Annotated in this window: 21 protein-coding genes; 4 read left to right on the top strand and 17 right to left on the bottom strand. The window is 70.2% G+C overall.

Going from position 1 to position 23,879, the window contains the following annotated elements:
• Positions 1-187 precede the first annotated feature (187 nt).
• The gene (locus ACXIZN_RS17835; protein ID WP_457955757.1) at positions 188-2,560 is read right to left on the bottom strand and encodes a BTAD domain-containing putative transcriptional regulator; all 2,373 of its coding nucleotides are present in this window, start codon (positions 2,558-2,560) and stop codon (positions 188-190) included.
• A gap of 204 nt (positions 2,561-2,764) precedes the next feature.
• A complete protein-coding gene (locus ACXIZN_RS17830) occupies positions 2,765-5,548 on the bottom strand; it encodes an AAA family ATPase (RefSeq protein WP_457955756.1) in 2,784 nt (927 codons plus the stop codon).
• Between the two features lie 173 nt (positions 5,549-5,721).
• On the opposite strand from ACXIZN_RS17830, the gene ACXIZN_RS17825 reads away from it, so the two are divergent.
• Entirely contained in the window at positions 5,722-6,339 is a 618-nt protein-coding gene (locus ACXIZN_RS17825) for a TetR/AcrR family transcriptional regulator (RefSeq protein ID WP_192745156.1), read from the top strand.
• A gap of 3 nt (positions 6,340-6,342) precedes the next feature.
• Here the strand turns inward: ACXIZN_RS17825 and ACXIZN_RS17820 are convergent, their stop codons facing one another.
• The 11 genes from ACXIZN_RS17820 to ACXIZN_RS17770 form a co-directional block, all read right to left on the bottom strand.
• Positions 6,343-6,735 carry a DUF7715 family protein gene (locus ACXIZN_RS17820; protein ID WP_457955755.1) on the bottom strand — a complete coding sequence of 131 codons (393 nt, stop codon included), beginning with the start codon at positions 6,733-6,735 and terminating at the stop codon, positions 6,343-6,345.
• 82 nt (positions 6,736-6,817) lie between these two features.
• Positions 6,818-7,933: an acyl-CoA dehydrogenase family protein gene (locus tag ACXIZN_RS17815; protein ID WP_457955753.1), complete on the bottom strand. Its 1,116-nt coding sequence runs from the start codon at positions 7,931-7,933 to the stop codon at positions 6,818-6,820.
• A complete protein-coding gene (locus tag ACXIZN_RS17810) occupies positions 7,930-9,111 on the bottom strand; it encodes an acyl-CoA dehydrogenase family protein (RefSeq protein WP_457955752.1) in 1,182 nt (393 codons plus the stop codon). Before ACXIZN_RS17810 ends, ACXIZN_RS17815 begins: the two co-directional genes overlap by 4 nt.
• Positions 9,108-10,331, bottom strand: a complete 1,224-nt coding sequence (locus ACXIZN_RS17805; protein ID WP_192745152.1) for an acyl-CoA dehydrogenase family protein — start codon at positions 10,329-10,331, stop codon at positions 9,108-9,110. Before ACXIZN_RS17805 ends, ACXIZN_RS17810 begins: the two co-directional genes overlap by 4 nt.
• A gap of 2 nt (positions 10,332-10,333) precedes the next feature.
• Complete coding sequence (locus ACXIZN_RS17800) at positions 10,334-11,359, bottom strand: phosphotransferase family protein (RefSeq protein ID WP_457955751.1); 1,026 nt, start codon at positions 11,357-11,359, stop codon at positions 10,334-10,336.
• A gap of 91 nt (positions 11,360-11,450) precedes the next feature.
• The gene (locus ACXIZN_RS17795; RefSeq protein ID WP_126735814.1) at positions 11,451-11,903 is read right to left on the bottom strand and encodes a MaoC family dehydratase; all 453 of its coding nucleotides are present in this window, start codon (positions 11,901-11,903) and stop codon (positions 11,451-11,453) included.
• Positions 11,904-11,906: 3 nt separating this feature from the next.
• Positions 11,907-12,668, bottom strand: a complete 762-nt coding sequence (gene fabG, locus ACXIZN_RS17790; RefSeq protein WP_457955749.1) for a 3-oxoacyl-ACP reductase FabG — start codon at positions 12,666-12,668, stop codon at positions 11,907-11,909.
• Positions 12,669-12,917: 249 nt separating this feature from the next.
• On the bottom strand, positions 12,918-14,000 hold the full coding sequence (locus tag ACXIZN_RS17785) for a thiamine-phosphate kinase (protein WP_457955747.1): 1,083 nt from the start codon (positions 13,998-14,000) through the stop codon (positions 12,918-12,920).
• On the bottom strand, positions 13,984-14,580 hold the full coding sequence (gene dcd, locus ACXIZN_RS17780) for a dCTP deaminase (RefSeq protein WP_219152951.1): 597 nt from the start codon (positions 14,578-14,580) through the stop codon (positions 13,984-13,986). The genes ACXIZN_RS17785 and dcd overlap by 17 nt, the downstream gene beginning before the upstream one ends.
• The gene (locus tag ACXIZN_RS17775; RefSeq protein WP_457955745.1) at positions 14,571-15,320 is read right to left on the bottom strand and encodes a hypothetical protein; all 750 of its coding nucleotides are present in this window, start codon (positions 15,318-15,320) and stop codon (positions 14,571-14,573) included. Before ACXIZN_RS17775 ends, dcd begins: the two co-directional genes overlap by 10 nt.
• Positions 15,317-16,609: a helix-turn-helix transcriptional regulator gene (locus ACXIZN_RS17770; RefSeq protein ID WP_457955744.1), complete on the bottom strand. Its 1,293-nt coding sequence runs from the start codon at positions 16,607-16,609 to the stop codon at positions 15,317-15,319. Before ACXIZN_RS17770 ends, ACXIZN_RS17775 begins: the two co-directional genes overlap by 4 nt.
• Before the next feature lie 363 nt (positions 16,610-16,972).
• On the opposite strand from ACXIZN_RS17770, the gene ACXIZN_RS17765 reads away from it, so the two are divergent.
• Positions 16,973-17,305: a hypothetical protein gene (locus ACXIZN_RS17765; protein WP_457955743.1), complete on the top strand. Its 333-nt coding sequence runs from the start codon at positions 16,973-16,975 to the stop codon at positions 17,303-17,305.
• Complete coding sequence (locus tag ACXIZN_RS17760; protein WP_457955742.1) at positions 17,302-17,952, top strand: hypothetical protein; 651 nt, start codon at positions 17,302-17,304, stop codon at positions 17,950-17,952. The genes ACXIZN_RS17765 and ACXIZN_RS17760 overlap by 4 nt, the downstream gene beginning before the upstream one ends.
• On the opposite strand, the gene ACXIZN_RS17755 is transcribed toward ACXIZN_RS17760, so the two are convergent.
• From ACXIZN_RS17755 to ACXIZN_RS17740, 4 genes are all read right to left on the bottom strand, one after another.
• Entirely contained in the window at positions 17,846-18,619 is a 774-nt protein-coding gene (locus ACXIZN_RS17755; protein WP_457955741.1) for a class I SAM-dependent methyltransferase, read from the bottom strand. The genes ACXIZN_RS17760 and ACXIZN_RS17755 overlap by 107 nt on opposite strands.
• The gene (locus tag ACXIZN_RS17750; protein WP_457955739.1) at positions 18,616-19,860 is read right to left on the bottom strand and encodes an RNA polymerase sigma factor; all 1,245 of its coding nucleotides are present in this window, start codon (positions 19,858-19,860) and stop codon (positions 18,616-18,618) included. Before ACXIZN_RS17750 ends, ACXIZN_RS17755 begins: the two co-directional genes overlap by 4 nt.
• Before the next feature lie 23 nt (positions 19,861-19,883).
• Positions 19,884-20,222, bottom strand: coding sequence for a YciI family protein (locus ACXIZN_RS17745; protein ID WP_457955737.1), 339 nt, complete (start codon positions 20,220-20,222; stop codon positions 19,884-19,886).
• A 96-nt stretch (positions 20,223-20,318) separates the two neighbouring features.
• The gene (locus tag ACXIZN_RS17740; RefSeq protein ID WP_457955736.1) at positions 20,319-21,008 is read right to left on the bottom strand and encodes a DUF998 domain-containing protein; all 690 of its coding nucleotides are present in this window, start codon (positions 21,006-21,008) and stop codon (positions 20,319-20,321) included.
• Positions 21,009-21,222: 214 nt separating this feature from the next.
• Here ACXIZN_RS17740 and ACXIZN_RS17735 point away from each other — a divergent pair, with 214 nt between their 5' ends.
• The gene (locus ACXIZN_RS17735) at positions 21,223-23,721 is read left to right on the top strand and encodes a M14 family zinc carboxypeptidase (protein ID WP_457955735.1); all 2,499 of its coding nucleotides are present in this window, start codon (positions 21,223-21,225) and stop codon (positions 23,719-23,721) included.
• Positions 23,722-23,879: the final 158 nt, after the last annotated feature.

Genomic DNA, 23,879 nt, shown 5'->3' with positions numbered 1-23,879 from the left:
GGCGGCCGGGGCTTTCGCCTTGCGGCGACCCGTAACTCGCGTGCTCAGAGACGTAACTCGCGTGCTCAGAGGCGTAACTCGCGTGCTCAGAGACGTAACTCGCGTGATCACGCGAGTTACGCCTCCAATCACGCGAGTTACGTGCTCAATCACGCGAGTTACGTCTTCGGTGCCGGTGGCGTTTCGGTCAGGCGAGGGCTTCGACGCGGCGCGGGGCCGGGCGCCGGAGCAGCGCGGTGCGGGTCGCGCGCGGGATCCGCTGGTAGACCAGCTCCCGCAAGGTCGCCCGCCGGAACGTGTAGCCCTCGTCGTCCTCACGGCGCAACACCGAGAGGCTCGCGAGCCGGGACAGCGTCCCCTCGATCTCGGCGGTGTCGCGGCCGCAGACCGCGGCGACGTCCTCGGCGGTGAAGGCGTTCCCGGTGAGGCTGGCCGCCTTCAGCAGCGACTTCTCGGCGGCGGGCAGGCTGTCGAGCTGCGCGGCGAGCGTCCGGCGGACCAGCGGCGGCGTCATCGCCTGGCCGAGGCCCGGAAACGGGGTGGTGCGGCCGTGTACCTCCTCGGCGTACGCGTGCGCGAACCTGGGGTTCCCGCCGATCCTGGTGATCAGTTCCTGCCTGCCGCGGATGAGCCGGGCGGTGCCGGGCAGCAGCTTGTCGAGCAACTTGCCGACGGCTTCGTCGGCGAGCGGGGCGAGCGTCACCGTCGTGCCGCATCGCTCGCCGTGTTCGGCTTCCAGCAGCCCGGGCCGCGCGGACGCGACGATCAGCACCGGCAGTCCCGCGCAGGCTTCACCGAGCCTGTCGACGGAGTCGCGGGTCTCGGTGTCGGCGCGGTGCAGGTCGTCGGCCAGCACCACGAGCGGCCCGTAGGCGGTCAGTTCGGTGGCCGCGGCCCGAAGCGCCGCGTCTCCGCCCTCGGTGCGCAGCCGGGACGTGGTCTGGGGGAGCAGCCCGGGAACGACGGCGAACGCCTCGGTGACGTCGGCCCCGGCGTCCAGCACCCGGATCCGGGGCTGCTCGGACAGGGTTTGGGCGAACTCGGCGAGGAGCCGTGTCTTGCCGATCCCGGGCTCACCGAACACCGTCACCCGATGCGGGCGCCGGCCGCGCTCGACGAAACCGAGCAGGTGGTTCAACAGGTCGCGGTCGTGGTCACGGCCGACGAAGCCACCGGGATCGGCGGGCTCCGCGATCGGATGCTGGCGGGCCGAGACGGCGTGCCACCAGCCAGGCGAGTCTTCGGACGCTTCGTGCACCACGGCGGGCTCGGAGGCTTCGCGGACCGCGTCCGACACGCGGATCCGGCCTTCGGGCGCGCGCAGGGCCGAGCGGACACAGCGGTCCAGCACGGGACCCGCCACCTGCCCGGGGCCGTCGGCGGTGAACTCGACGAGAACGTCGCCGCTGTCGACCCCGATCTGGGTCGCGATCCCGGCCGTGGCCAGCCGGTCGAGGATCCGCAACGCCGTCCGGGTCGCGTGGACGGCGTCGTCGTCACCGGTCCGGGGGAGACCGAACAGGGCCAGCACGACCGGCCCCGACTCGCCGGGCAGATACGCGCCCGCGGCGATGGCCTCCTCCTCGACGACGGTCCGCAACCGCGCCTGCGCCTCCACGGCTTCTTCCGGATCGTCGTCCGGCGTGGCGAGGGCGACCCCGACCGCGACGACGGGCTTCCGCTCGCTCTCGACGGGCTCCGTACGGGGCAAGGCGATCACCGGCGCGGGTGTGAAGGGCAGCGGCTCGACCACGGGGGCGGGCTCGGGTTCGGGACGCGGCGCCGGATCCGGCCGCCGGGTGAGCAGGGTTTCGTCGTGCTGGAGGATCGCGCGTTCCAGCTCGCGCAGCTCCTTGCCCGGCTCCAGGCCCAGCCCCTCGGCGAGGCTGGCCCGCGTCGCGCGGTAGACCTCGAGCGCGTCCACGTGACGGCCGCAGCGGTAGAGCGCGGTCATCAGCTGGGCGTTGAGCCGCTCGCGGTTCGGGTTGGCCTCCGCCAGCCCGCGCAGATCGGTGAGCACCTCATGGTGGTGCCCGCGGTCCAGCTCCAGCCCGAAAAGATCCTCGTGGACGGCGATCCGCTGGTCCTCCAGCGCGACCAGTTCGGGCCACACCACGCCGGTCTCGGTGAGGTCGGCGAGCACCGGGCCGCGCCACAGCGAGAGCGCGTCGCGATAAGCCGACACGGCCTGCTCGGCGTCACCGGCCGCCTGCGCCGTCCGTCCTTCGGTGGCGAGCCGCCGGAACCGGGCGGCGTCGACCTGCTCGCTGTCGACGCGCAGCAGGTAACCGGGCGCGTGCGTGAGCAGCATCGCCTGCTCGGTGGCGCCGGTCCGCTGGGCCAGCGTCGAGCGCAGCCCCGAAACGGCGTTCTGCACCATCTTGCGCGCGGTGGCCGGGATCTCGTCCGCCCAGATCGCCTGCAGCAGCGTGCTGGTGGCGATGACCTCGTTGTGCCGCAACAGCAGATAGGCGAGCACGGCCCGCTGGGTCGCCCCGCGCAACACGACCGGACGTCCGTCGTGCACGACGTTGAAGGGGCCGAGGAGGTCGAAACGCACGGGGTCACCACCTTGTTCGGGACTTGCGAAGACGATCTCCACCGTGGCCCCGCACCCCGCCCCCGGACAACGCCGCGGCGCGGATACTGGCTCGGTGCCAGTGGCACCCGAGAACGATGCCAGTTACCGCCCGATGTGTTGACTGTGGACGTTCGCACCTGCTAGACGCGCGCGCCACTCCGCATTCAGTCCTCTGAATGCGGGTCAGGTCAGGTATTCGCCGGTCAGGATCGCCGCCGCTAGTTCCACCCGGGACGCGTACCCGGTCCGGGAGAACAGCCTGCTGAGCCTGCCCTCCACGCTCTTCTCGCTGGTTTCGAGGACGACCGCCAGCTGACGGTTGGTGAGCCCCTCGGCGACGAGGATCGCCAGCAGCCGTTCGTTCTCGGCGGTCGTCTCCGTCCGGCCGGGCCCGGCGAACCCGTTGTCGCGCAACAGTTTCCGTACCCGTCCACGCCAGTACCAGGCGTCGACCTCGCCGAACAGCTCGTATGCCTCGGTCCACGACTGCTCCGGGCGGTGCCCGGCGAGGCCCGCCCGAAGGAGCGTCATCGCCGACTCGTAGGGAACGTCCCGGCGTTCGCGCGCGATGGCCGCGGCGCGCCGGGCGGAGGCGGGTTCGCGATGGATCGCAGCGCGGGCGAGGTAGTGGTTCTGGTGCGCGCGGGCGGTGTCGAGCTGGGTCGCCGTGCGCGCGGACCGCCGCACCCAGTGTTCACCCTCGCGTTGCTTGTTCCGTGCCAGCGCGGAGCGCGCCAGGTCGGCCCAGAGGTCTTCGGTGCCCAGGAGATAGCCGCCCGCGTCGGCGCTGCGCGCCGCGGAGTACAGCAACGCGTCCGCGCCTTCGGTGTCACCGAGTTTGCTGAGCACGCTGGATTCGGCGAGATCGATCGTGTGCCGGATCCCGGACGGGCGGCTGTCGGTGGCCAGCGCCCTGGCCCTGGAGAGCCTGCCCTGCGCGCCGAGGATCCGGATCGCGCAGTGGGTCAGCAGGCAGTGCAGCGGCCGGGCCGGATCGGTGCCGCCCAATATCGTCCGCCGGGCCAGTTCCATCGCTTCCGGCCAGTCCCCGCCGAGGTAGTTCAGCGCGAACAGGGTGGGCCCCGGCAACTGGTCCAGGCTCATCCCGGCCTCGGTGATCAGCCGTCGCGCCTGCCGGAGTTCTCCCAGCTGCAGCAGCATCTCCACCTCGAATCGGCGCTGTTCGACGCGGTACTGCGGAAGATGCGCCGCACGCCACAGTTCCGGATGCGCGATGAGCGTTTGCAGCTGGGAGGTGTCGCCGAGCACGACGCCGCAGGCCGCGATGAAGATCATGCCGAAGTCCGCGGTGATGTCGTTGCTGCCGGTCCACACCGCGCGCGCCCGCTCCAGCAGGTCGCGCGCCTCGATCCACCGATGGCTCAGCACCAGGGCATAGGCCCGGTTGATGACCATCAGCGCCGGATCGTCCGGGAGCACCGGCGACGCGCCCGCGGCGATCTCGGCGAGCTCACCGAGGTCGCCACGGGCGGCGAGCCCGGAGATGAACACGACCGAAAGTTCCTGCGCCTCCGCGGGTTCGAGGTGGCCGAGATGTTTGCAGAGCACCTGCCGCGCGCAGTCCCCGGCCTCGGCCGCCCGGTAGTGCAACGCCTTCGCCGCGCTCAACAGCATCAGCACGACCGTCCGCGCCGGTGGCTCGGTCACCCAGGACAGCGTCGCGTGGAGCCAGCGTTCCGCCTTCGCGCCGTCGGTGAACAGGACACGCTTGCCGTTTTCGAGGAGTTCGCGCGACGCACGGCGCGTGTCGATGAGCGACCCGGCCTGGGTGATCCAGTCGAGCACCACGTCAGGATCCGAGGTGGACGCGGAGCCGGACCACACCGCCTGGACCGCTTGAGCGGCCAGGCTGCGCGAGGCGTACGGCCCGAGCTTCGTCAGCAGGGCGTCTCGCACGGCGGGGACCCGGAACCGGTGCCCGCCGTCGTGCTCCCGCACCAGGACACGCTCGGCGACGAGCCTGTCGAGCACCGCCCGGAGATCGTCCTCGCCCCATCCGAGCGCGGTCGCGGCCAGGCCGGGGGCGGCGGTGCCGAGCGGGCAGAGCACCGCCATCGTCTCGGCCACTTCCCTCACGCCGCCACCGGCCTCGGTCACCGCCAGCAGGAGCGGGTGCTCCTCGATGGCCACCGGCTGATCGACCCGCTCGACGCGGTACGCCGTGCGGTCGACGATCCGCAGGGCTCCGGCCGCCCGGTAGCCGCGCACGAGCGCGGTCAGGGCGGCGGGATTGCCCCGGGCGGCGGTGTGCAGCTCGCTCACCAGGCCGTCGTTCGGCAAGGCCGAGACCAGTCCCGTCAGCAGTGAGCGCGATTGCGCGCGCGAAAGCGGCCGGAGGAACCGCAACTTCGCGCGCCCGCTCGCCACGAGCCGGGCGAAAGCGCCCTTCAGCGCCGGACTCTCGGACAGGTCGTCGCCCGCGCCGACCCGCACCGTCGCGACCACGCTGATCGGTGTCTCCGCCGTGCAACGGTGCAGCAGCGCGCTCACCAGCCGGGCGGTGTGCTCGTCGAGCCACTGCGCGTCGTCGACCAGGACCACCAGCGGCGTCTGGGCGCGGAGGAGCGCGAACACGACGGTCGCGATCTTCGCGACGGTCTCCGGGGTCGGCGTGGTCTCGCCCGCCCTGGCCAGCATGGCCAGCACGGAGCGCCGCGCGGGCTCCTCCTCGGCCCGGCCGCCGCCGAGCAGGACGAGCAGCCGGAAGATCACCCCGTACGGGAGCGTCCGGTCGAGCTCGGCCAGCCGCAGTACCAGCACCTTGGCCGCCGGGGTGAGCTCCTCGGCGAGCTTGTCCAGCACCGTGCCGCGGCCGCAGCCCGGCTCCCCGGCGAGCACCGTCAGCGGGGTCGTGCCCAGCGCGGCTTCGTCCCGCAGGATCCCGACCTCCCCGACGCGGACGTCCGCCCATGGTCCCGTCCCGGCGCCCGGGTGCCTGGTGCTCATGCGCCCAGTTCACCAGGACGGGACCAGGCTGGCCGTCACCCAACCGTATGAATCGGGCGATCGAGGCCCTCCCGGGCGCCCAGTGGCCGGTGATCACTCCCGGGAACCGGCGGTTCCCCGGCCGTCGACAAACCGGCCGGTATGCTGAGTGTCCGCACGAGAAGGGGCCGGCCATGACACGAGCGACCACCAGGAAGGCCGAGGCAGGCGGCGAAGACCAGGCCGCCGTCCCGCGCCGTCTGCTGTCGCACGCCACGAAGCTCTTCGCGAAGAAGGGTTTCGACCGCACCTCCGTGCAGGAGATCGTCGAGGCCGCCGGGGTCACCAAGGGCGCGATGTACCACTACTTCGGCTCCAAGGACGACCTCCTTTACGAGATCTACGCCCGGGTGCTGCGCGCGCAGACCGAGCAACTGGAAAAAGTGGTTTCGAGCGAGGCTCCGCTGCGGGAACGGCTGCGTTCCGCCGCCTCCGACGTCGTCGTCAGCACGATCGACAACCTCGACGACAACACGATCTTCATGCAGTCCATGCACCAGCTCAGCGTGGAGAAGCAGAAGGCCGTCCGCGCGGAACGCCGCAAGTACCACGAGCGGTTCCGCACGCTGATCGAGGAAGGCCAGGAGTCCGGCGAGTTCCGCGCGGACAAACCGGCCGACGTGATCGTCGACTTCTTCTTCGGGTCGGTGCACCACCTCGGTTCGTGGTACCGGCGCGGCGGCGCGCTTTCGGCCCGCCAGATCGGCGATCACTTCGCCGATCTCCTGCTGGCCGCGCTGCGACCCGAGTAGCGCTCAGCCCGGTGGCGCGGGCACGAGGCGTTCGGCGAACCAGTCGTCGCGGCGTTCGAGCACCGTTCCCACCTCCCACTCGGACGCGAGGGCGAGCAGATCCGTCGCCACGTCTTCGGCTGCTTCAGGCGGCCAGCCCTGAGCGGCCAGACTCGACCGCAACGCGTCGGCGTAGTCGGAAAAGGTGAAGCCGGGCAGGTCCGCGACGAGCGCCGTCGTCGTTCCGCGGTGCGAGCTCAGCCCGCCGAACGCCCGGCCGCAGCCGCAGCCGGAATCGGGCGAACTCTCGCCGTCGCCGCAGGGCGGGGCGACCCAGAGCAGTTCGCCTTCCACGCAGTGAGCGAAGTCGTTCTCCCGCGCGCCCTGGGTCTTCGCGGTGGCCACGAGCGGTTTCATGCTGACTCCCTGTTCGATCGGATGTTCGAACAGTTGTACCGGCGGGGTCCGACAGTTTCCGGGACGGACCCCGCCGGGTGGGTCAGGCGGGCAGATCGATCAGCGGTGCGAGAGCGGCGCGATGCCGCCCAGGAGTGCCGAACGCGATCTCGTCGCTCTTCGCGCGCTTCAGGTACAGGTGCGCGGGGTGCTCCCAGGTCATGCCGATCCCGCCGTGCAACTGGATCGCCTCTTCGGCGGCGTGGACGGCGATGGGGGAGTTCCGGGCCTGCGCGACCGCGACGGCGATCGCGATGTCGTCGCCGGAAGCCAGGCAGTCGGCGGCGTAGCGCGCGGTCGCCCTGGCGTTGACCAGATCCGTGTACAGGTTCGCCAGCCGGTGCTTCAGCGACTGGAACGAACCGACCTGACGGCCGAACTGGTAGCGCTCCTTGAGATAGCGCACCGTTTCGGTCAGCGCCCATTCGGCGATCCCGAGCTGTTCCGAGGCGAGCAGCCCCGCCGCGGTGACGAGTGCCGTGTCCAGCGCCGACGCGGCCACCGAGCCGCCGGCGACGCGTTTCGCGGCCACGTTCTCCAAGGTGACGTCGGCGATGCGCCGGGTGAGGTCGAGGGAAATCGCCTCGGCGACCGTCACGCCCGCCGCCGACGCGTCGATCGTGTAGAGGCCGGGGCCGTCGGGTCCCACCGCCGGGACGACGATCAGTTCGGCCACCGACGCGTCGACCACGCTGCGGACCTGGCCGCTGAGCGTGCCGTCGGCGGACGCCGTGACCGTCGAGGGGAACTCGGCACCGGGCGCGGTCGACAGCGGGATCGCCAGCGCGCCGATGACCGTGCCCGCGGCCAGTTTCCCGAGCGGTTCGGCCACTTCCGCCTGCGACGTGTCCGCCGCCAGCAGGGCCGACGTCGCCAGGACGGCGCTGCCGAGATAGGGGACAGGGGCGACGCTGCGCCCGAGTTCCTCCATCACGACGGCGACTTCCCGGGCCGAGGCGCCGTGCCCGCCCAGTGCCTCCGGGACGGCGAGGCCCGCCGCGCCGAGGTCGGCGGCGAGCGTGCGCCACAGCTTCAGGTCGTACGGTTCCGCCGTCTCGGTCCTGGCGATCAGGGCCGCCGGTTCCGCCCGATCGGAGAACAGATCGCGGACGCTGGCGCGAAGGTCCTCTTCGACCTCGGAATACAGCAGGTCGGTCATCGGGGCAGGTCCTTCCAGGCGACGTCCTTGTCGATCCGCGGCTCGGACGGCAGCCCCAGCACGCGCTCGGCGATGATGTTGCGCAGGACCTCCGAGGTGCCGCCCTCGATGGAGTTGCCCTTCGCGCGCAGATAGCGGTAACCGGCCTCGCGGCCGAGGAAGTTCACGCCGTCGGGACGCCGCATCGTCCAGTCGTCGTAGCGCAGGCCCTCGTCGCCGAGCAGTTCGATCTCCAGCCCGGAAGCGGCCTGGTTCAGCTCGGAGAACGCGACCTTGACCGCGGACCCCTCAGGTCCCGGCGCGCCCGCGGCGAGCTGCTGGCGCAGCCGCGAACTCACCAGTCGCAGGCTTTCGCCCTCCACCCACAGCTTCAGCAGCCTGTCGTGCAGTTCGGAGGTGCGCAGCTCCGGGCGCTCCCGCCAGGTTTGGGCGACGACGCCGACCATGCCGCCGTCGCGCGGGAACTCGGTGCCGCCGATCGCGACGCGTTCGTTCATCAGTGTGGTCTGCGCGACCTTCCAGCCCTCGCCGACCGCGCCGAGGCGGTGCGCGTCGGGGATGCGGACCTCGCTGAGGAAGACCTCGTTGAACTCGGCCTCGCCGGTGATCTGGCGCAGCGGCCGGACCTCGACGCCGGGGGCGGTCATGTCGCACAGGAAGTACGTCATGCCACGGTGTTTCGGCACGTCGGGGTCGGTGCGGGTGACCAGGATCGCCCACTGCGACTTGTGCGCGCCCGACGTCCAGACCTTCTGGCCGGTGACCACCCAGTCGTCGCCGTCGCGGACCGCCCGGGTGCCCAGCGCGGCCAGGTCGGATCCGGCGCCCGGCTCGCTGAACAGCTGGCACCACACCTCGCGTTCGGTCCACAGTGGACGAAGGAAGCGCTGGTGCTGTTCGGGTGTACCGAAGGCGAGGATGGTCGGTGCGGCCATGCCCAGGCCGATCCCGATCCGCCGTTTGTCGTTGTCCGGCGCGCCCGCCGCGGCGAGCTCGTTGTCCACGACGGACTGGAGGGAGCGCGGCGCGTTCAGGCCGCCGAGGCCTTCGGGGAAGTGGATCCACGCCAGCCCGGCGTCGAACCGGGCGTCGAGGAAGTCCTGACGTGGCGTGCTTTCCGGCGGATACGCGGCCAGCAGCTCGGCCACGCGCCGCTTGAGATCGTCCACAGTGGTCACTTCGTCACCTCTCCGCGGTACTTCTTCAGCTCACGGTGCGCCAGCGAGCGCTTGTGCACCTCGTCCGGCCCGTCGGCGAGCCGCAGCGTCCGCACCTGCGCCCACATCTCGGCGACCGGGAAGTCCTGGCTGACGCCGCCCGCGCCGAACAGCTGCACGGCCTTGTCGAGGATCCACTCGACGGTGATCGGCGTGGAGATCTTGATCGCCTGGATCTCGGTGTGCGCGCCCTGGTTGCCGACCGTGTCCATCAGCCACGCGGTCTTGAGCACCAGCAGGCGCTGCTGCTCGATCTTGACCCTGGCCTCGGCGATCCAGTCCTGCACCACGCCCTGTTCGGCGATCGGCTTGCCGAACGTCTCACGCGAAAGCGCCCGGCGGCACATCAGTTCCAGCGCGCGTTCGGCCATGCCGATGGCGCGCATGCAGTGGTGGATCCGCCCCGGTCCGAGGCGGGCCTGCGCGATGGCGAACCCGTCACCCTCGCCGGCGATGAGGTTCTCCGCGGGCACGCGGACGTCCTCGAAGACCACTTCGGCGTGGCCGCCGTGATCCCCGTCGGTGTAGCCGAACACGTGCATACCGCGTTTCACGGTCATACCGGGGGTGTCGCGGGGGACCAGGATCATGCTCTGCTGCTTGTGCGGCGGGCCGTCCGGATCGGTCTTGCCCATCACGATGAAGATCTTGCAGTTCGGGTTCATCGCGCCGGAGATGTACCACTTCCGGCCGTTGACGACGTACTCGTCGCCGTCGCGGCGGATGCTGGTGGCGATGTTGCGCGCGTCGGAGGAGGCGACGTCGGGCTCGGTCATCGCGAAGGCGGACCGGATCTCGCCGTCCAGCAACGGCTGCAGCCACTGCTTCTTCTGCTGCTCGGTGCCGAACATGGTGAGGACCTCCATGTTCCCGGTGTCCGGAGCCGCGCAGTTCAGCGCGGTCGGCGCGAGCCGGAGGCTGCGGCCGGTGATCTCGGCCAGCGGCGCGTACTGGAGGTTCGTCAGCCCGGCGCCGTGGTCACCGGGGAGGAAGAAGTTCCACAGCCCGCGTTTGCGCGCCTCGGCCTTGAGTTCTTCGACGATCGGCGGCTGCGCCCATTCGCTGTCGCGCTCGGCCAGCTGCCGCTCGAAGACGGCCTCGGCCGGGTAGATGTGCGAGTCCATGAACTCGAGGAGTTTCCCCCGCAGTTCCTCGGTTTTCGCGTCGAAGGCGAAGTCCATCGCTATCCCTCTTCCTTGAGAGTCTCATTGCCGTGCGCGATCAACGGGACGACGCCGGAGCCGATGCCGTCGAATCCGGCGCCGACGGTCTGTCCCTTGCTGTAGCGGAGGTGGATGCCTTCCAGGATCACCGCGAGTTTGAAGAACGCGAAGCTCACGTACCAGTTGAGCCGGGAGACGTCGCGCCCGGAACGCTCGGCGTACCGTGCGATGACCTCGTCGTTGCGCGGATAACCCGGCGCCGAGCTGGCGTTGGACACGAACTGCAGCGAGACCTTGTCGCGTTCGGCGTAGGCCACCAGCAGCGCGAGGTCGGTCAGCGGATCGCCGAGGGTGGACATCTCCCAGTCCAGCACCGCGGTGATCCGGTCGTCCGCGTTCACCAGCACGTTGTCCAGCCGGTAGTCGCCGTGCACGATCGACGGTTTGCCCGATTCGGGTACCGACGAGGCGAGCCGGTCGTGGAGCTCGTCGACGCCGGGGAGGTCGCGGCTGCGGTTGCCGTCGAGCTGCTTCTTCCAGCGCCGCAGCTGGCGTTCGAGGAAGCCTTCAGGGCGGCCGAAATCGCCCAGCCCCACCGATTCCGGATCGACGGCGTGCAGTTCGACCAGGGTGTCGACCAGTTCCTCCGCGATCGCCTTTGTCCGGGCGGGGCCGAGCGCGGCGAGTTCGGTGTCGGAGCGGAAGGGCGTGCCTTCCACGAACTCCATCACGTAGAACCGCGAGCCGATGACGTCGGTGTCCTCGCACAGCAGCACGGTTTCCGGCACCGGGACCGCCGTGCCGTGCAGCCCGGAGATCACCCGGTACTCGCGGCCCATGTCGTGCGCGGTCGGCAGGACGTGGCCCAGCGGCGGGCGGCGGACCACCCAGCGGGACCGGCCGTCGCCCACGATGTAGGTGAGGTTGGACCGGCCCCCCTCCACGACCTGGCCGCTCAAGTCTCCTTGGACGAGACCCGGCTGGTGCTCGTCCAGATGGGCCTTGAGCCTGGCCAGGTCGAGGCCCGGCAGGTCGGACTGGTTCATGGTGCCTCCAGCGGCTCGCTTTCCGGTTACAGTACCGACCAGTCGGTATGTCGGGTAGGGGTGGTCCGGCGAGGTGCCGGACGTCACCTTGTCAGGCGATCAGCCGGACGACCATCTCCGCGACGCACGCCGGTTTGGGTTCGCCGTCGATCTCGATCGTCCATTTGACGACGGCCTGCTTACCGCCGGCGACGTCGGTGACCTCGACCAGCTCGGCACCCGCCCGGATCTTCGCGCCGACCTTGACCGGCTGGGGGAACCGGACCTTGTTCAACCCGTAGTTGATGCCCATCGTGAGCCCGTTGACCCGGTAGAGCTTCCCGACGAAGCCCGAAATGAGCGACAGCGTCAGGAAACCGTGGGCGATCGGGCCGCCGAACGGGCCCTCGGCGGCCTTCTCGACGTCGACGTGGATCCACTGGTGGTCGTCGGTGGCGTCGGCGAACAGGTTCACCCGGTCCTGGGTGAGCGTCAGCCAGTCGCTGTAGCCGAAGTGCTCGCCGACGGCGTTCTCGAACTCCTGCAGAGAGGCGAATTCGCGCATGGCTCAGTCCTTCGGTCCGCCGGCGACGTAGATGACCTGGCCGGAGATGAACCCGGCACCGTCGCTCACCAGGAACGACGCGAGGTTGGCGATGTCCTCGGGGGTGCCGACACGCTGCACCGGGATCTGCGACGCGGCCGCCGCCTTGAAGTCCTCGAACGACATGCCGATCCGCTCGGCGGTCGCCGCGGTCATGTCGGTGGCGATGAACCCGGGGGCGATGGCGTTCGCGGTGACGTTGAACTTGCCCAGCTCGATCGCGAGGGTCTTGGTGAAGCCCTGCATGCCGGCCTTGGCCGCGGAGTAGTTGGCTTGGCCGCGGTTGCCCAGCGCCGAGGTGCTGGACAGGTTGACGATGCGGCCCCACTTCTCCTGCGTCTGGTACTTCTGCACCTCGCGGGTCATCAGGAACGAGCCCTTCAGGTGCACGCCCAGCACCGAGTCCCAGTCCTGTTCGGTCATCTTGAACAGCAGGTTGTCGCGGGTGATACCGGCGTTGTTGATCAGCACGGTCGGCGCGCCGAGTTCCTCGGCCACCCGGGTCACCGCGGCTTCGACCTGTGCGGCGTCGTTGATGTCCAGCGCGACACCGACGGCCTTGCCGCCCTCGGCGACGATCGCTTCGGCCCCCTGCTTGACGCCCGCCTCGTCGAGGTCCAGCAGGCCGACGGCGAACCCGTCGGAAGCGAGGCGCTTGGCCACGGCCGCCCCGATGCCGCGGCCGGCGCCGGTCACGATCGCTACACGGGAGGGGTGTTCGGTCACGGGTGTTCTCCTCGTCGTCGAGTGGAAGTGAGCCCGAGTCTGCCGTACTGAGCGGTCGCTTTGTAGAGCGAACAGGGGATTGATCCCAGATTTAGTGATGGCATAAGTGCGACGTTGGCGAACGTCCGGCTTGGCGAGGCCGACGCTGAAGGCTTGGGGAGTTGTGGAGGACATGTCGCGAAAGCCACTTTCGGGACATCAGACGTCTCGAAAGTGGCTTTCGCGACCTCCGGCCAAGCCCAGCAGTGGTCAGCCCGCTCGCCTGCCGAGGACCTCGGTGATCAGCTTCGGCACCTCGCCGCCGTGCCAGGAACTGGGCGAGAAGCGCTCCTGCGCGATCCCTTCCCAGAGTTCGCCGTCGTCCAGCGAAATGCCTTCTTCGCGGGCCACCAGGGAGCCGATTTCCTGGGCCGCGGCACCTTCGCCGGCGAGGGTCTTCTTGGCGAGTTCGACATCCTGCGGCCGCACGGCGACCACGAGTGTCCAGTCGCCCCAGGCCTGCGCGAGCTCGAACGGGCCGAGCCCCGACTGCGCGCAGACGTCGGCGGGCGCGTCGTCCAGCCGGATGTCCGTGGTGATCCGCGCGCCGAGACCGTTGGCACCGCACAGGGTCCGCACGGTCGGGAAGAGACCGTCGGAGACGTCCATCGCCGCGCGCGCCAGCCCGGCCGTGGCGAGCATCCGGCCCGCCGCCACCTGGGCCATCGGACGGCAGGCGCGCTCGCGGATGTCCGCGACGACAGATCCGGGAAGCCGTGCCTGCTTTTCGACGAGCAACGCGTACGCCCAGAGATAGCCGGGCGAACCGACCAGCAGCAGCCGATCGCCGGCTTCGGCACCCGCGCGACCGAGCCGCCCGCCGGGGACGCACCGGCCGATCGCGGTCGCGGTGAGCTGCCGGACCGGGCCGTCCCGGAGATCGCCGCCGACGACCTTGGTGCCGTGCACCTTCGTGCAGTCGTCCACGCCGTCGAGAAGCCGCCGGAACTCGCCCGCCGTGGTCGTCTTCGGCAGGGTGTAGTTGACGACCAGGCCGAGCGGGGTGGCGCCGGCCGCGGCGAGATCGGACAGGTTGATCGTCGCCAGCAGCCACCCGGCGTGATAGGGATCCGTTTCGCCGAGGATGGTGACCAGCGGCGTGGGGCAGCTGTCGGTGGTGGCGACCAGTTCGCCACGAAGCCCTTCCGTGGCGTCGAGGACCGCGCAGTCGTCCCCGAACCCGCGGACACCGCCGTAACGCGGCCGCAGGATGTGTTCCAGGATCGCGTGCTCGCCCAGTTCGCCGAGCTGGACGTCGTCGCCCACCGGCGAAAGTTCAGTTACGCCCGACATGATCCGCCAATCGGGACGGGGCGACGTCGTGGTCGCGGGAGTAGTTGTTCGGCATGGTGCCGTAGGGCTGCTCGCTGCCGGTGGAGGCGAACAGCATCAGGTTGCAGATCCGCGTTCCGGGGTGCAGGAGCACCGGATGCCGCAGGTGGTTCACGATCTCCAGGGTCAGCACGGCGCCGGTCTCACTGCCGAAGCCGGGGCTGACCTGACCGCACAGGACGACGCTGATGCCGAGCCGCGCGTAATCGCTGGTGCCGTCGACGAGCCCGGCGAGCCTTTCCGAGAGCCCGATCTTCTCCAACGTCGGCGCGAGAACGACTTCGCCGGGCTCGACGCGCAGCCTGCCTTCGGCGTCGAGTTCCTTCGGCCGCAGCTCCGGATATGTGCTCCGGTCGGCGATGTCGACGGTCCCGGTCGATTCCAGCGCGAACGCCTGGCGTCCGAGCCGCAGGCTGATCGCGGCGGGGCGGACGAGGCCGGGTTCGAACGGGGTGATCGTGAGTTCGCCGGTGCGGTGCGCGCGTTTGATGGCCCGGTCGGTCAGGATTCCGCGGCGCGGGGCGGGCCAGGTCAACGGCATGACGCCACCGCTTTCGCGACGGCGCCGACCAGGACGCGGAAATCTGTCTCGGTCAGTTCGCCGTTGGGCTGGTCGTCGGACTCGCCGGGCTCGCAGTACACGACCGTGGTGCCGGTGCGGTGCGGTCCCTGGATCACCACCGTCGCGGTCAATCCCGCGGCGATGGGCCGGACGGTGTGGACGACGGCGGTATCGCACGGGTAGACGTCACCGAGCCGGACGTGCGGGGTCTTCTCCACCGCGAGCCGGGCGGCGCCGTCCGCGAGCAACGCGGCCGGATTCGCCGGATCGGCGCCGTAGCGGTACCGGTCGTACGGCTTCCCGCCTTCGGTCGTTTCGCGGAACTCGACCATGTGCAGGCCTTCGCCCGCGACGATGGCCGAGGCGAATTCCCATCGATGGCTATGCGGATTGGATTCGCCGCGGGACGGCTCCGCGGATTCCGGCCAGACATGGAGCCGGATACGGAAATCGGCGGAGGCGTGGAGCACCATTTTGGCGAATCCGTTGGGATGCCAGTAGGAACGTTTCGCCGCGGCGTGGACGGCTTCCTCGTCGTCGAGGATTTCTTCGAGCCACGAAAGGAAAGCGCCGGGGGAGTCCTGTACCCGGTGCGCGACCGTGCGCAGCCAGGGAAGGTCCGCGTCGCCGTGGCCGGGGCGGCTCCCGGTGAGGTCACGGAGGAACGCGTGCGCGCCCGCGGGAGCGGCCGTGAGGGTCGGGGGCGGGGTGTCGATCATGCAGTCGTACCTGGAGTTCCTGGAGGGCTGAGCGGGGGCCCGGCGGCGGCGAATGCGGCCGCGCGGAGCGCGGTGACTGCGTCCAAGGTCTGCCAGATGGGTAGGTCGCCGCTTCCCCAGGCCCACAATCCCTGATCGGCGTCGTAGCGCTCCCAAAGGGTTCCGAGCGCCCGGTTGAGCCGGGGGAGTGGCAGGAAGGGGGCGGTGGCGAGCGCTTGGACGACCCAGGCTGCGGTGAAGTGCCGGATGATGATCCGGGTCGTTCCTTCCCCGTCGGGGCGAGGCCTTTCGAGATCCTCGGCCACGCCATCGTCCGAATGCGACCGGTCGATGAGCCATTGTGTGGCTTCGTCGGCCGCCTCACGGACGTCGTTGCGATCTTCACGGCTGCGCAGGACTTCCCGCAGAGCGACGACCGACCGCGCGGTGTGCACCACCGAGGCCTCCGGGGCGACGAGCCCGGCCTCGTTCTTCTCCGGCCACAGCTGTGAGCCGTCGAAGTCGAGCCGGGCCGCCAGGAGGGCGTCGATCAGCCGGTCGGTCAGCGGGGCGTCCGGCCGGAGCCGGACCGCCGTGTGCAGCACGGCGGACAACAGGTAGGGGCGGGTCCTGCTGTACGGGTCGAGCGACCCTTCGAGCTGGTCCAGCCCTTCGTCGGCGGACATGGTGCTGGTGCGGAAGAGCGCGTCCACAACGGACGCTGTCGTCTCCGGCCGTTTGCCGCCCGCGCGGCCACGCCAGCCCTGTGCCGATTGCAGCCGGTACAGATCTTCGGCGAGCGTATGTAGGTCGATGTAGGGATCGCCTACCACCAGCATGGTGTTGATCCCGTACGCGGTACTGAGCGCCTTCGGGCCGGTGCTCTTCTGCAGGTTGTGCCGCCAGCCCAGCGGTTTCCCGTGCTCGTCCCGGATCAGGCGCTCGGCGAGTTTGGCGCCGACGGTGTGGAAGACCTGCAGCAGCGACCGCGAGGTGTCGACGGTGGCGGCGTCGCCGACCGCGTGCGGCGCGTGCTCGTGGGGTGAACGGGCGGTCTCCACCAGCGTGAACAGCGCGTTCGCGGCGCGGAAGTGATCGTCGAGCTGACGCGCGTTGTGCGCCGACGGCAGGTATTTCCCGGTTTCCCACTGGGTCAGGTTCGCCCTGGTGACGCCGATGATCCGGGCGGTCTCCGCCTGCGTTTCGCCCGCGGCCTTGCGCAGCCGCCGCAGCTCACGTCCGACACCCGACGCGGTAACGGTTTCCGCATCAGGGCTTACCGGCCCCTGCCCGGCCGATGTAGGCTTCATGTAGGCACTAGACACAGGCTTACCTACCTCTGGTAGGCAATGTAGGGCGGTGACTGAACGTGCACACAACGGGGAGAGTACAGCAAGGGGATCGAACCGTGCTGGCGCGTCGGTCAACGTCGGGTCACAACGTGTCGAAAGCCGCGATGGACCCTGTTCCACCTGGTCCTGGTGTGCGTGACCCACCCGGTCACGAGGACTGGTCCGGCCTGGGCACGACCGGAGAATGGATGCTGTCAGCCAACTGAATGTAACGCTGCGCATCTGACCCCGCTCGCGTCGCCTGTGGGCCACACGAATGCCGGAGTAGGCGCCGTGTGGGCCGACCCGAGTTCGCGCTTGGCTGCATCGGGGGTGAACCTCATGTCCCACCACGAGAACCACACGGCAGCGCCCCGGTCCTGGTTCGATCGGCTTCTCGAACGCTTCCACGAATGGCTCTTCGCGACCGGCGAGGACACGCGCGCGGCCGCTCGCGGCTGGCAGGTGTCGCGGGTGCCGAACAGCAGGCGCCGCGTCTACCGCGACCCCCGCTGGGACACCGTCCACGCGTGCGCGCCCTGCGGCGGCACGGGGTGGTGGCCCTACGAGGACGCCGTTTGCCCGGACTGCGCCGGTGCCGGTGTCGTCCGCTCCATTCCCGCGGCGGCCGTGGCCGCCGCGCAAACCGCCGGACGGACAGGAGGAAGGTCATGAGCCGTTGGCAGGAACCCCAGGCGATCGCCGAGCTGGCCAGGGAGATCACGGTGGTCAGGAGGCCCAACCCGGTCACCGCCTTGTATCACTGGCGGTACGAGATCGGTGCGCTGATCGTGCTCCCGTACGCGTTGTTCTCCCTTTTCCAGGCGGTCGGCCCGATCTGGGGCGCGGTCGTGCTGTTCGGTGTCGCGAACTGGCTGTTCTACTGGCGCTCGGCGCGGCGCTTCCTCCGCGACCGGCTCCGCTCGATCGTCGTGCAGCACCGGCTGCGGACCGGGTTCGCCCGGGCCAGGGTGTGCACGCTCGACGGCAAGCTGCCGGTGATCCTGTGGACCAAGCCGCGCGGCGACGAGGTCGAGGTCACCCTGTTCTGCCCGGCCGGGGTCGGCTACGAGCGCATCGAGCAGCGGCGGGCCCTGCTCGCGGCGGCGTGCTTCGCCTCCGACGTCCACGTGTACCGCCACCACAAACGCGCCAACGTGGTGCACCTTTCGGTCTGCACAGCACGCCTGCGCAAGGCTGAGGACGAGGACGAGGTCAAGCCCGGTCTGCCGCCCGCGCGACGATATGCCGGGCAGACGGACGGTGGTGCCATTCCCCTTCCGGCGCCCTTCGCAGGAATTCCGCGCGCAGCACGGCGATGAACTCTTCACCGCGCGCGTCCGCCAGTGGCCGCATCGGTCCGGACCGGGTGTGCGCGGTGAAGAACGTGCCGGCGTCGGGGTGGACCATCGGGAACGACAAGGGTTCGTAGCGTTCGAGTACGACGTCTTCCAGCGCGGGCACGAGCCGTTCTTCCCAGGAGCGATCGCCCGCGGGGACGCGTTCCCGCAGCACGTCGGACAGCACCGTGAACGGTCCGCCCGGTTCGGTGCTGTGCGGCCAGTAGACGACCGAAAGCACGCCGCCCGGGCGAAGCGCGCCCGCCCACGACCGGAGCGCGGCGTCGGGTTCGGGTAGTTGCTGGAGGCCGAAGACCGAGACGACCGCGGCGGCCGAGGCCGGATCGAGTTCCGAGGCGTCACCCTCGACCACGCGCACGAGTGGATTGCCCGCGGCCCGTCGCCTCGCCCTCGCGACCATGCCGGCGGACAGATCGATGCCGACGATCTCGCGGCCGGGCAAGTGCCCGCTGAGTTCGTCGAGTTCCGGGAAGGTCCCGCTGCAGGGGACGAGAACGGGGCCCTCGGGCAGAACCGAGGGGAGAGCCCGTACCGCGGCGGAGACCCACGGCGCGAACCGGGGAACGTAGTAGGCGTCGTAGCCGGCGGCGGCTTGGTCCCAGGCGCGGGCGAGCTGTTCGGCGGTCATCGTGTCTCCGCAAGGGATTCGAGCGCGGCGAGCCTTCGCCGCAGGTGTGCGCGTTCGGGTTCGGTCGGGGCGAGCGCGATCGCTTCACGGTAGGCCGTGGCCGCCGCGTCGTCGCGGCCCAGCCGTTGCAGCAGATCGGCCCGGGCGATCGCGAAGGGAGGATAGCCCCGGAGCATCGGTTCGCCGGTCAGTTCGTCGAGCAGCGCGAGCCCCGCGGCCGGGCCGTCGCGCAGGGCGACGGCCACGGCGCGGTTGAGCGCGACGACGGGGGAGGGCGCCAAGGTCATCAGGACGTCGTAGAGCGCCACGATCTGCGGCCAGTCGGTGGTTTCGACATCGGCCGCTTCGTCGTGCAGGGCCGCGATCGCGGCCTGCACCCCGTACGGGCCAGGCGGGCCGCCCGTCAGCGAGGCGACCACCAGGGCACCGCCCTCTTCGATCAGTTCCCGGTCCCACCGGCTCCGGTCCTGGTCCGCCAGGAGGACCGGTTCGCCGTCCGGCCCGGTCCGGGCGTCCCGCCGCGCGTGGACGAGCAGCATCAGCGCGAGCAGCCCCGCCACCTCCTGATCGGCGGGCATCAGCCCGCGCAGGACACGGCCGAGCCGGATGGCCTCCTCGGCGAGGTCGGCCCGCTGCAGACTCGCTCCCGAACTGGCCGCGTACCCCTCGGTGAAGATCGAGTACATCGCCTGCAGCACATCCGGCAGCCGCTCCGGTAGTTCGTCCGGACCGGGAACGCGGAACGGGATCCGGGCCTCGCTGATCTTCTTCTTCGCCCGCACGATCCGTTTCGCCATCGTCGGCACCGGGACGAGGAAGGCCCGCGCCACCTCCGGCGTGGTCAACCCGGCGAGAAACCGCAGGGTCAGCGCGCCCCGGTCCTCGACGGGCAGGGCGGGATGGGCACAGGTGAAGAACAGCCGCAGCCGTTCGTCCGGCAGGCCGTCCCCGGCGTCCGCCGCGGGAGCGGGATCGGCTCGATCCAGTTCCACCTGCAGGACCGCGAGTTTGGCGGCGTAGGCCTGGTCACGGCGCAGCCGGTCGACCGCCTTGCGCCGCGCGGTGGTCATCAGCCACGCACCCGGCCTCGGCGGGACACCGTCCACCGGCCAGCGCTCCAGCGCCGCTTCGATCGCCTCGGACGTGACCTCTTCGGCCAGGTCCAAGTCGCCGAAGCGGCGCACGAGCGCGGCTAGGAGCCTGCCCCGTTCCTCGCGGAACACCGCCTCGACCGACGCCACGCCGGCGCTCCGCTCGTCCACGGTCAGGCGGAGAAGTCGGCGACCGGGCGGACCACCACCGAGCCGTCCCGGGCGCCGGGACAGCGGGCCGCCCAGTCGAGCGCGGCGTCCAGGTCCGGCACGTCGATGACGTAGAAACCGCCCAGCACCTCGCGGGTCTCGGCGTAGGGCCCGTCGGTCACCGTCCGCTTCCCGTCCCGGTCGACCGTCACCGTCGTCGCGGTGACGAGGTCGGCCAGCGACTCCCCGGCGGACCAGATCCCGGCGTCCTTGACCTGCTTGTCGTAGGCCATCCAGTCCTCGAAGGTGCACTGGGGCTCGGCGTCGCCGGTCGCGGCCTGGATCAGCAGCATGTACTTCACGGTGTACTCCCGTTCTGGTTTCCGCGCGGCCTGCTCGCCGCACGACACCGCTACGAGCGGGAGACCGTCAAATGGACAGGACGCCCGAAGGAACTTTCAGGACGCGGTCTCGAGCGCTTCGGCCTGCTCGGTCACCGGTGCGGTGACCACGCGCGCGGGGATGAGCAGCGACGCGAGCGCGAGCAGCCCGGTCAGCGCCATGGCGCGTTCGACCAGCCCGAGCGGGATCGCCCGCCACCAGGGCTCGCCACCGTTCATCGAGACCACGATCGCCCCGAGGATCACGCCGAACCAGGCCAGGGCCGCCACCGCGAGCACTCGCGTCACCGCGCGCCGCGCGGGGGAGGACGGGAAGACCGCCTTCGCCGCGAACCACACGGCCAAGGGCAGGCAGACGAAGGCCACGACGCTCGCGATCCGGTGCACGGTCCCGCCGGTGCTCGGTCCGATCGCCCAGTTGTTCTTGGGGAACGCCACGATCACCACCAGGCTCACCGTCCAGAGGGCGCAGAAGACCGATGCCGCCGACAGGACGGGAAGGTGCTTGCGGCGGATCAGCGCGCCGAAGCCGATCGCCGAGCCCAGCGCGACCAGCAGGACCGCGACGTCGAAGATCCACTTGTGCTCGCTGAGCGCGTATTCGCTGATGGTGCGGCGGACGGGGCTGATGTCGCTGGTGGCGGGGAGGACCTGCAGGAGCAGGATCAGCAGCGCTCCGCCGGCGACCGAGGCCACGGCGGCCAGCAGGGCCAGCGGTGACCTGGCGGTGACCTGGCGCGTCGTCATGGTTGAACGGTAACGACCCAACCTGAAGGTTTTCTTAGGCTTTCCTGTCGGAATCGACAGGAAACCCGGTGATCGTTCCGCCACGGTCGGTGAGATCGTTGGGCCGAAAGGGGTGCAGCCGACTTGTGGCGGGTCCCCCCGGTGGCGTCCCGGGTCTAGGGTCTCGCTACCGGTGACCTCACCCGGTCACCGGACTGTCCAAGGAGGTCAGTCTGTGGGGTATTCACCAAACCGGCGAAGAGCGGGATGGACGGCGGCGACCCTGGTGCTCGCCGGCACCTTCGTGGCACTTCCGTCGGCCACGACGGCGGTGGCCGCGGACAACGTGGTCCGGGCCGATCGGGCCGTGCCTCGTTCCTGTTTCGCCGCGCTCCAGAAGCCGGGCACGGCAGGTACCGACCGGCGTGAGTTCACGTCCACAGTGGACGGTCTGCTCCAGGCGCGGATCGCGCCTCGTGGCGGCGGTGAGGGCGACTGGGACCTCGCGGTCTTCGACAAGGCCACCGGCGCCGTGGTCGCCGCGTCCGCCGCGTTGCGCAGCCACGAACTCGCCGAAGGATTCGTGAAGAAGGACCAGCAGCTGGTCGTGCAGACCTGCCGGTACGACGGGAAGACGCGGGACGCGCTGCTGGGGGTCGACTTCCTCGCCCTCACGCCGCAGGGGACGCCGACCAGTGCCGCGCACGCGCCGCAGCGCGCCGAACTGGTCCGCGTCGAGACCCCGGGCAAGCAGGACAAGGACAAGCTGCTCCGGCTCGGCCTCGACGTCACCGAGAAGGCCGACGCCACCGGTGTCGAGGTCGTCCTCGCCAACGACACCGACCGCAAGACTCTGGCGGACAACGGCTTCAAGTCGAAGGTGGTCGAGGCCGACCTTTCGGCGAAGTCGATCCAGAACGCCAAGACCGACCGTGAGTACGCCGCGAAGACGCCGGGCTCCACGCTGCCGTCCGGGCGGACGAGCTACCGGCACCTCTACGACTACCAGTTCGAGGTCAAGGAACTGGCCCGCAAGAACCCCAAGCTCGTCACGGCGTTCACGCTGCCGCAGCCGACCTGGGAAGGCCGTGACGTAATCGGCCTGGAGGTCGCGAGCGACGTCAAGAACATCGCGGACGGCAAACCCGTCAACTTCACCATGGGCGTGCACCACGCCCGGGAGTGGCCGGCGGGCGAGCACGCCATGGAGTGGGCCCACGAGCTGGTCAAGGGCTACACCGGCGGCAACGCCGAGATCCGCGGCCTGGTCGGCCGGACGCGCAACATCATCGTGCCGATCGTCAACCCCGACGGCTTCGAAATCTCCCGTGAGGCCGAGCCCAAGGGCGACTTCTCGCGGTTCGACTACGAGATGAAGCGCAAGAACTGCAACGTCAACGACTCGCCCAAGGAGTTCGCGACCGGCGTCTGCAAGGCCAACCCCGCCGGCCGTGAACGCGGAACCGACCCGAACCGCAACTACGCGGGTTTCTGGGGCGGCGCCGGCGCGTCGACCCTGTGGCGCAGTGACACGTTCCGTGGTTCCGGCCCGTTCTCCGAGCCGGAGACGCAGAACATCCGCTCGATCGTGTCCAACCGCCAGGTGACCAACCTGATCACGCTGCACACCTACTCCAACCTGGTGCTGCGTGTCCCGGGTGTCGCCGCCGTCCGCCCGCCGCTCGACGAGCCGGCGTACAAGGCGCTCGGCGACAAGATGGCCTCGCGCAACGGGTACACCAGCCAGCCGTCGTGGGCGCTCTACGACACGACCGGCTCGACCGAGGACTGGTCGTACTGGGCCACCGGTGGCTGGGGCTTCACGTTCGAGGTCGGCCCGAACGAGTTCCACCCGCCGTTCGCCGAAGGTGTCGTCGCCGAGTACACCGGTGTCGCCCCCGCGGCCGGTGCGGGCAAGGGCGGAAACCGTGCCGCGTTCATCGACATGCTGGCCAACACCGCCGACCCGGCGGCGCATTCGACGCTGATCGGTACGGCGCCTAAGGGCTACCAGTTGAAGCTGCACAAGACCTTCCAGACGCCGACCTCGCCGGTGGTGCAGCCGGACGGCTCGACGAAGCCGCCGATCTACGTCACCGACGACCTGAACTCGTCGCTGTCCTCCACCGGCGGGCGGTTCGCGTGGTCGATCAACCCGTCGACCCGGCCCTACGTCGCGGGCCGCTACGGCCGCGAGCCGCAGGGTCCGGCGCAGCCCGCGATCCAGGCCGTCAACCCGGCCGGGGTCCCGGCGATCAACCAGAACTACCCGACGGACCCGACCTCGGAGAGCTTCACGTTCCACGTCGACGGGCTCCCCAAGGTCGACAACGGGAAGTTCAGCGTCGACGTCAAGTGGGCCAGCCAGGACACGGACTGGGACCTGTACGTCTTCGACTCCGCGGGCAACATGGTGTCGTCGTCGGCGAACGGTTCGACCACGGAAGAGCACGCGATCCTGTACGACCCGCCCGCCGGGGACTACACGGCCGTGCTGGTCAACTACTCGCAGGCGAATCCGTCCACTGTGGACGACTGGACCGGCGGCGTGTCGTTCCAGTCGCCGATCCCGCCGACCTACGGCCCCAAGGAGGCGTACCAGCTGACCTGTACGTCGCCGAAGGGCAAGCTCGTCGGGCTGGCGGACGTGTACATCGACCGCGGCCAGACGGTCGATGTCGGTGAGGTCTGCACCCGTTCCGCGCGGGCCAAGAAGGAGCGCTCGGTCCGGTAGCTCTCCCTTACGCGTGAAGGCCCCCTTCCCTCGGCTCAGCCGAGGGAAGGGGGCCTTCACGCGCTTCGCCCTGAAACGCGGGCCGGTCCCGCACCGCCCGCATCGCCGCCGCGTCCCCAGTGGACGGCCCCCCTCAGGTGGCCGGCCTCCACGGTGTC

The organism is Amycolatopsis sp. TRM77291 (assembly GCF_054166285.1).
This window is presented reverse-complemented; position numbering and strand designations above follow the sequence as displayed.

Coding starts and splice junctions, on each gene's coding strand:
- ACXIZN_RS17740 (WP_457955736.1), bottom strand. CDS start 21,008: ATGACGACGCGCCAGGTCACCGCCAGGTCACCGCTGGCCCTGCTGGCC.
- ACXIZN_RS17765 (WP_457955743.1), top strand. CDS start 16,973: ATGTCCCACCACGAGAACCACACGGCAGCGCCCCGGTCCTGGTTCGAT.
- ACXIZN_RS17805 (WP_192745152.1), bottom strand. CDS start 10,331: ATGGACTTCGCCTTCGACGCGAAAACCGAGGAACTGCGGGGGAAACTC.
- ACXIZN_RS17760 (WP_457955742.1), top strand. CDS start 17,302: ATGAGCCGTTGGCAGGAACCCCAGGCGATCGCCGAGCTGGCCAGGGAG.
- dcd (WP_219152951.1), bottom strand. CDS start 14,580: ATGCCGTTGACCTGGCCCGCCCCGCGCCGCGGAATCCTGACCGACCGG.
- ACXIZN_RS17770 (WP_457955744.1), bottom strand. CDS start 16,609: ATGAAGCCTACATCGGCCGGGCAGGGGCCGGTAAGCCCTGATGCGGAA.
- ACXIZN_RS17825 (WP_192745156.1), top strand. CDS start 5,722: ATGACACGAGCGACCACCAGGAAGGCCGAGGCAGGCGGCGAAGACCAG.
- ACXIZN_RS17830 (WP_457955756.1), bottom strand. CDS start 5,548: ATGAGCACCAGGCACCCGGGCGCCGGGACGGGACCATGGGCGGACGTC.
- ACXIZN_RS17795 (WP_126735814.1), bottom strand. CDS start 11,903: ATGCGCGAATTCGCCTCTCTGCAGGAGTTCGAGAACGCCGTCGGCGAG.
- ACXIZN_RS17800 (WP_457955751.1), bottom strand. CDS start 11,359: ATGAACCAGTCCGACCTGCCGGGCCTCGACCTGGCCAGGCTCAAGGCC.
- ACXIZN_RS17775 (WP_457955745.1), bottom strand. CDS start 15,320: ATGATCGACACCCCGCCCCCGACCCTCACGGCCGCTCCCGCGGGCGCG.
- ACXIZN_RS17785 (WP_457955747.1), bottom strand. CDS start 14,000: ATGTCGGGCGTAACTGAACTTTCGCCGGTGGGCGACGACGTCCAGCTC.
- ACXIZN_RS17815 (WP_457955753.1), bottom strand. CDS start 7,933: ATGACCGACCTGCTGTATTCCGAGGTCGAAGAGGACCTTCGCGCCAGC.
- ACXIZN_RS17820 (WP_457955755.1), bottom strand. CDS start 6,735: ATGAAACCGCTCGTGGCCACCGCGAAGACCCAGGGCGCGCGGGAGAAC.
- ACXIZN_RS17755 (WP_457955741.1), bottom strand. CDS start 18,619: ATGACCGCCGAACAGCTCGCCCGCGCCTGGGACCAAGCCGCCGCCGGC.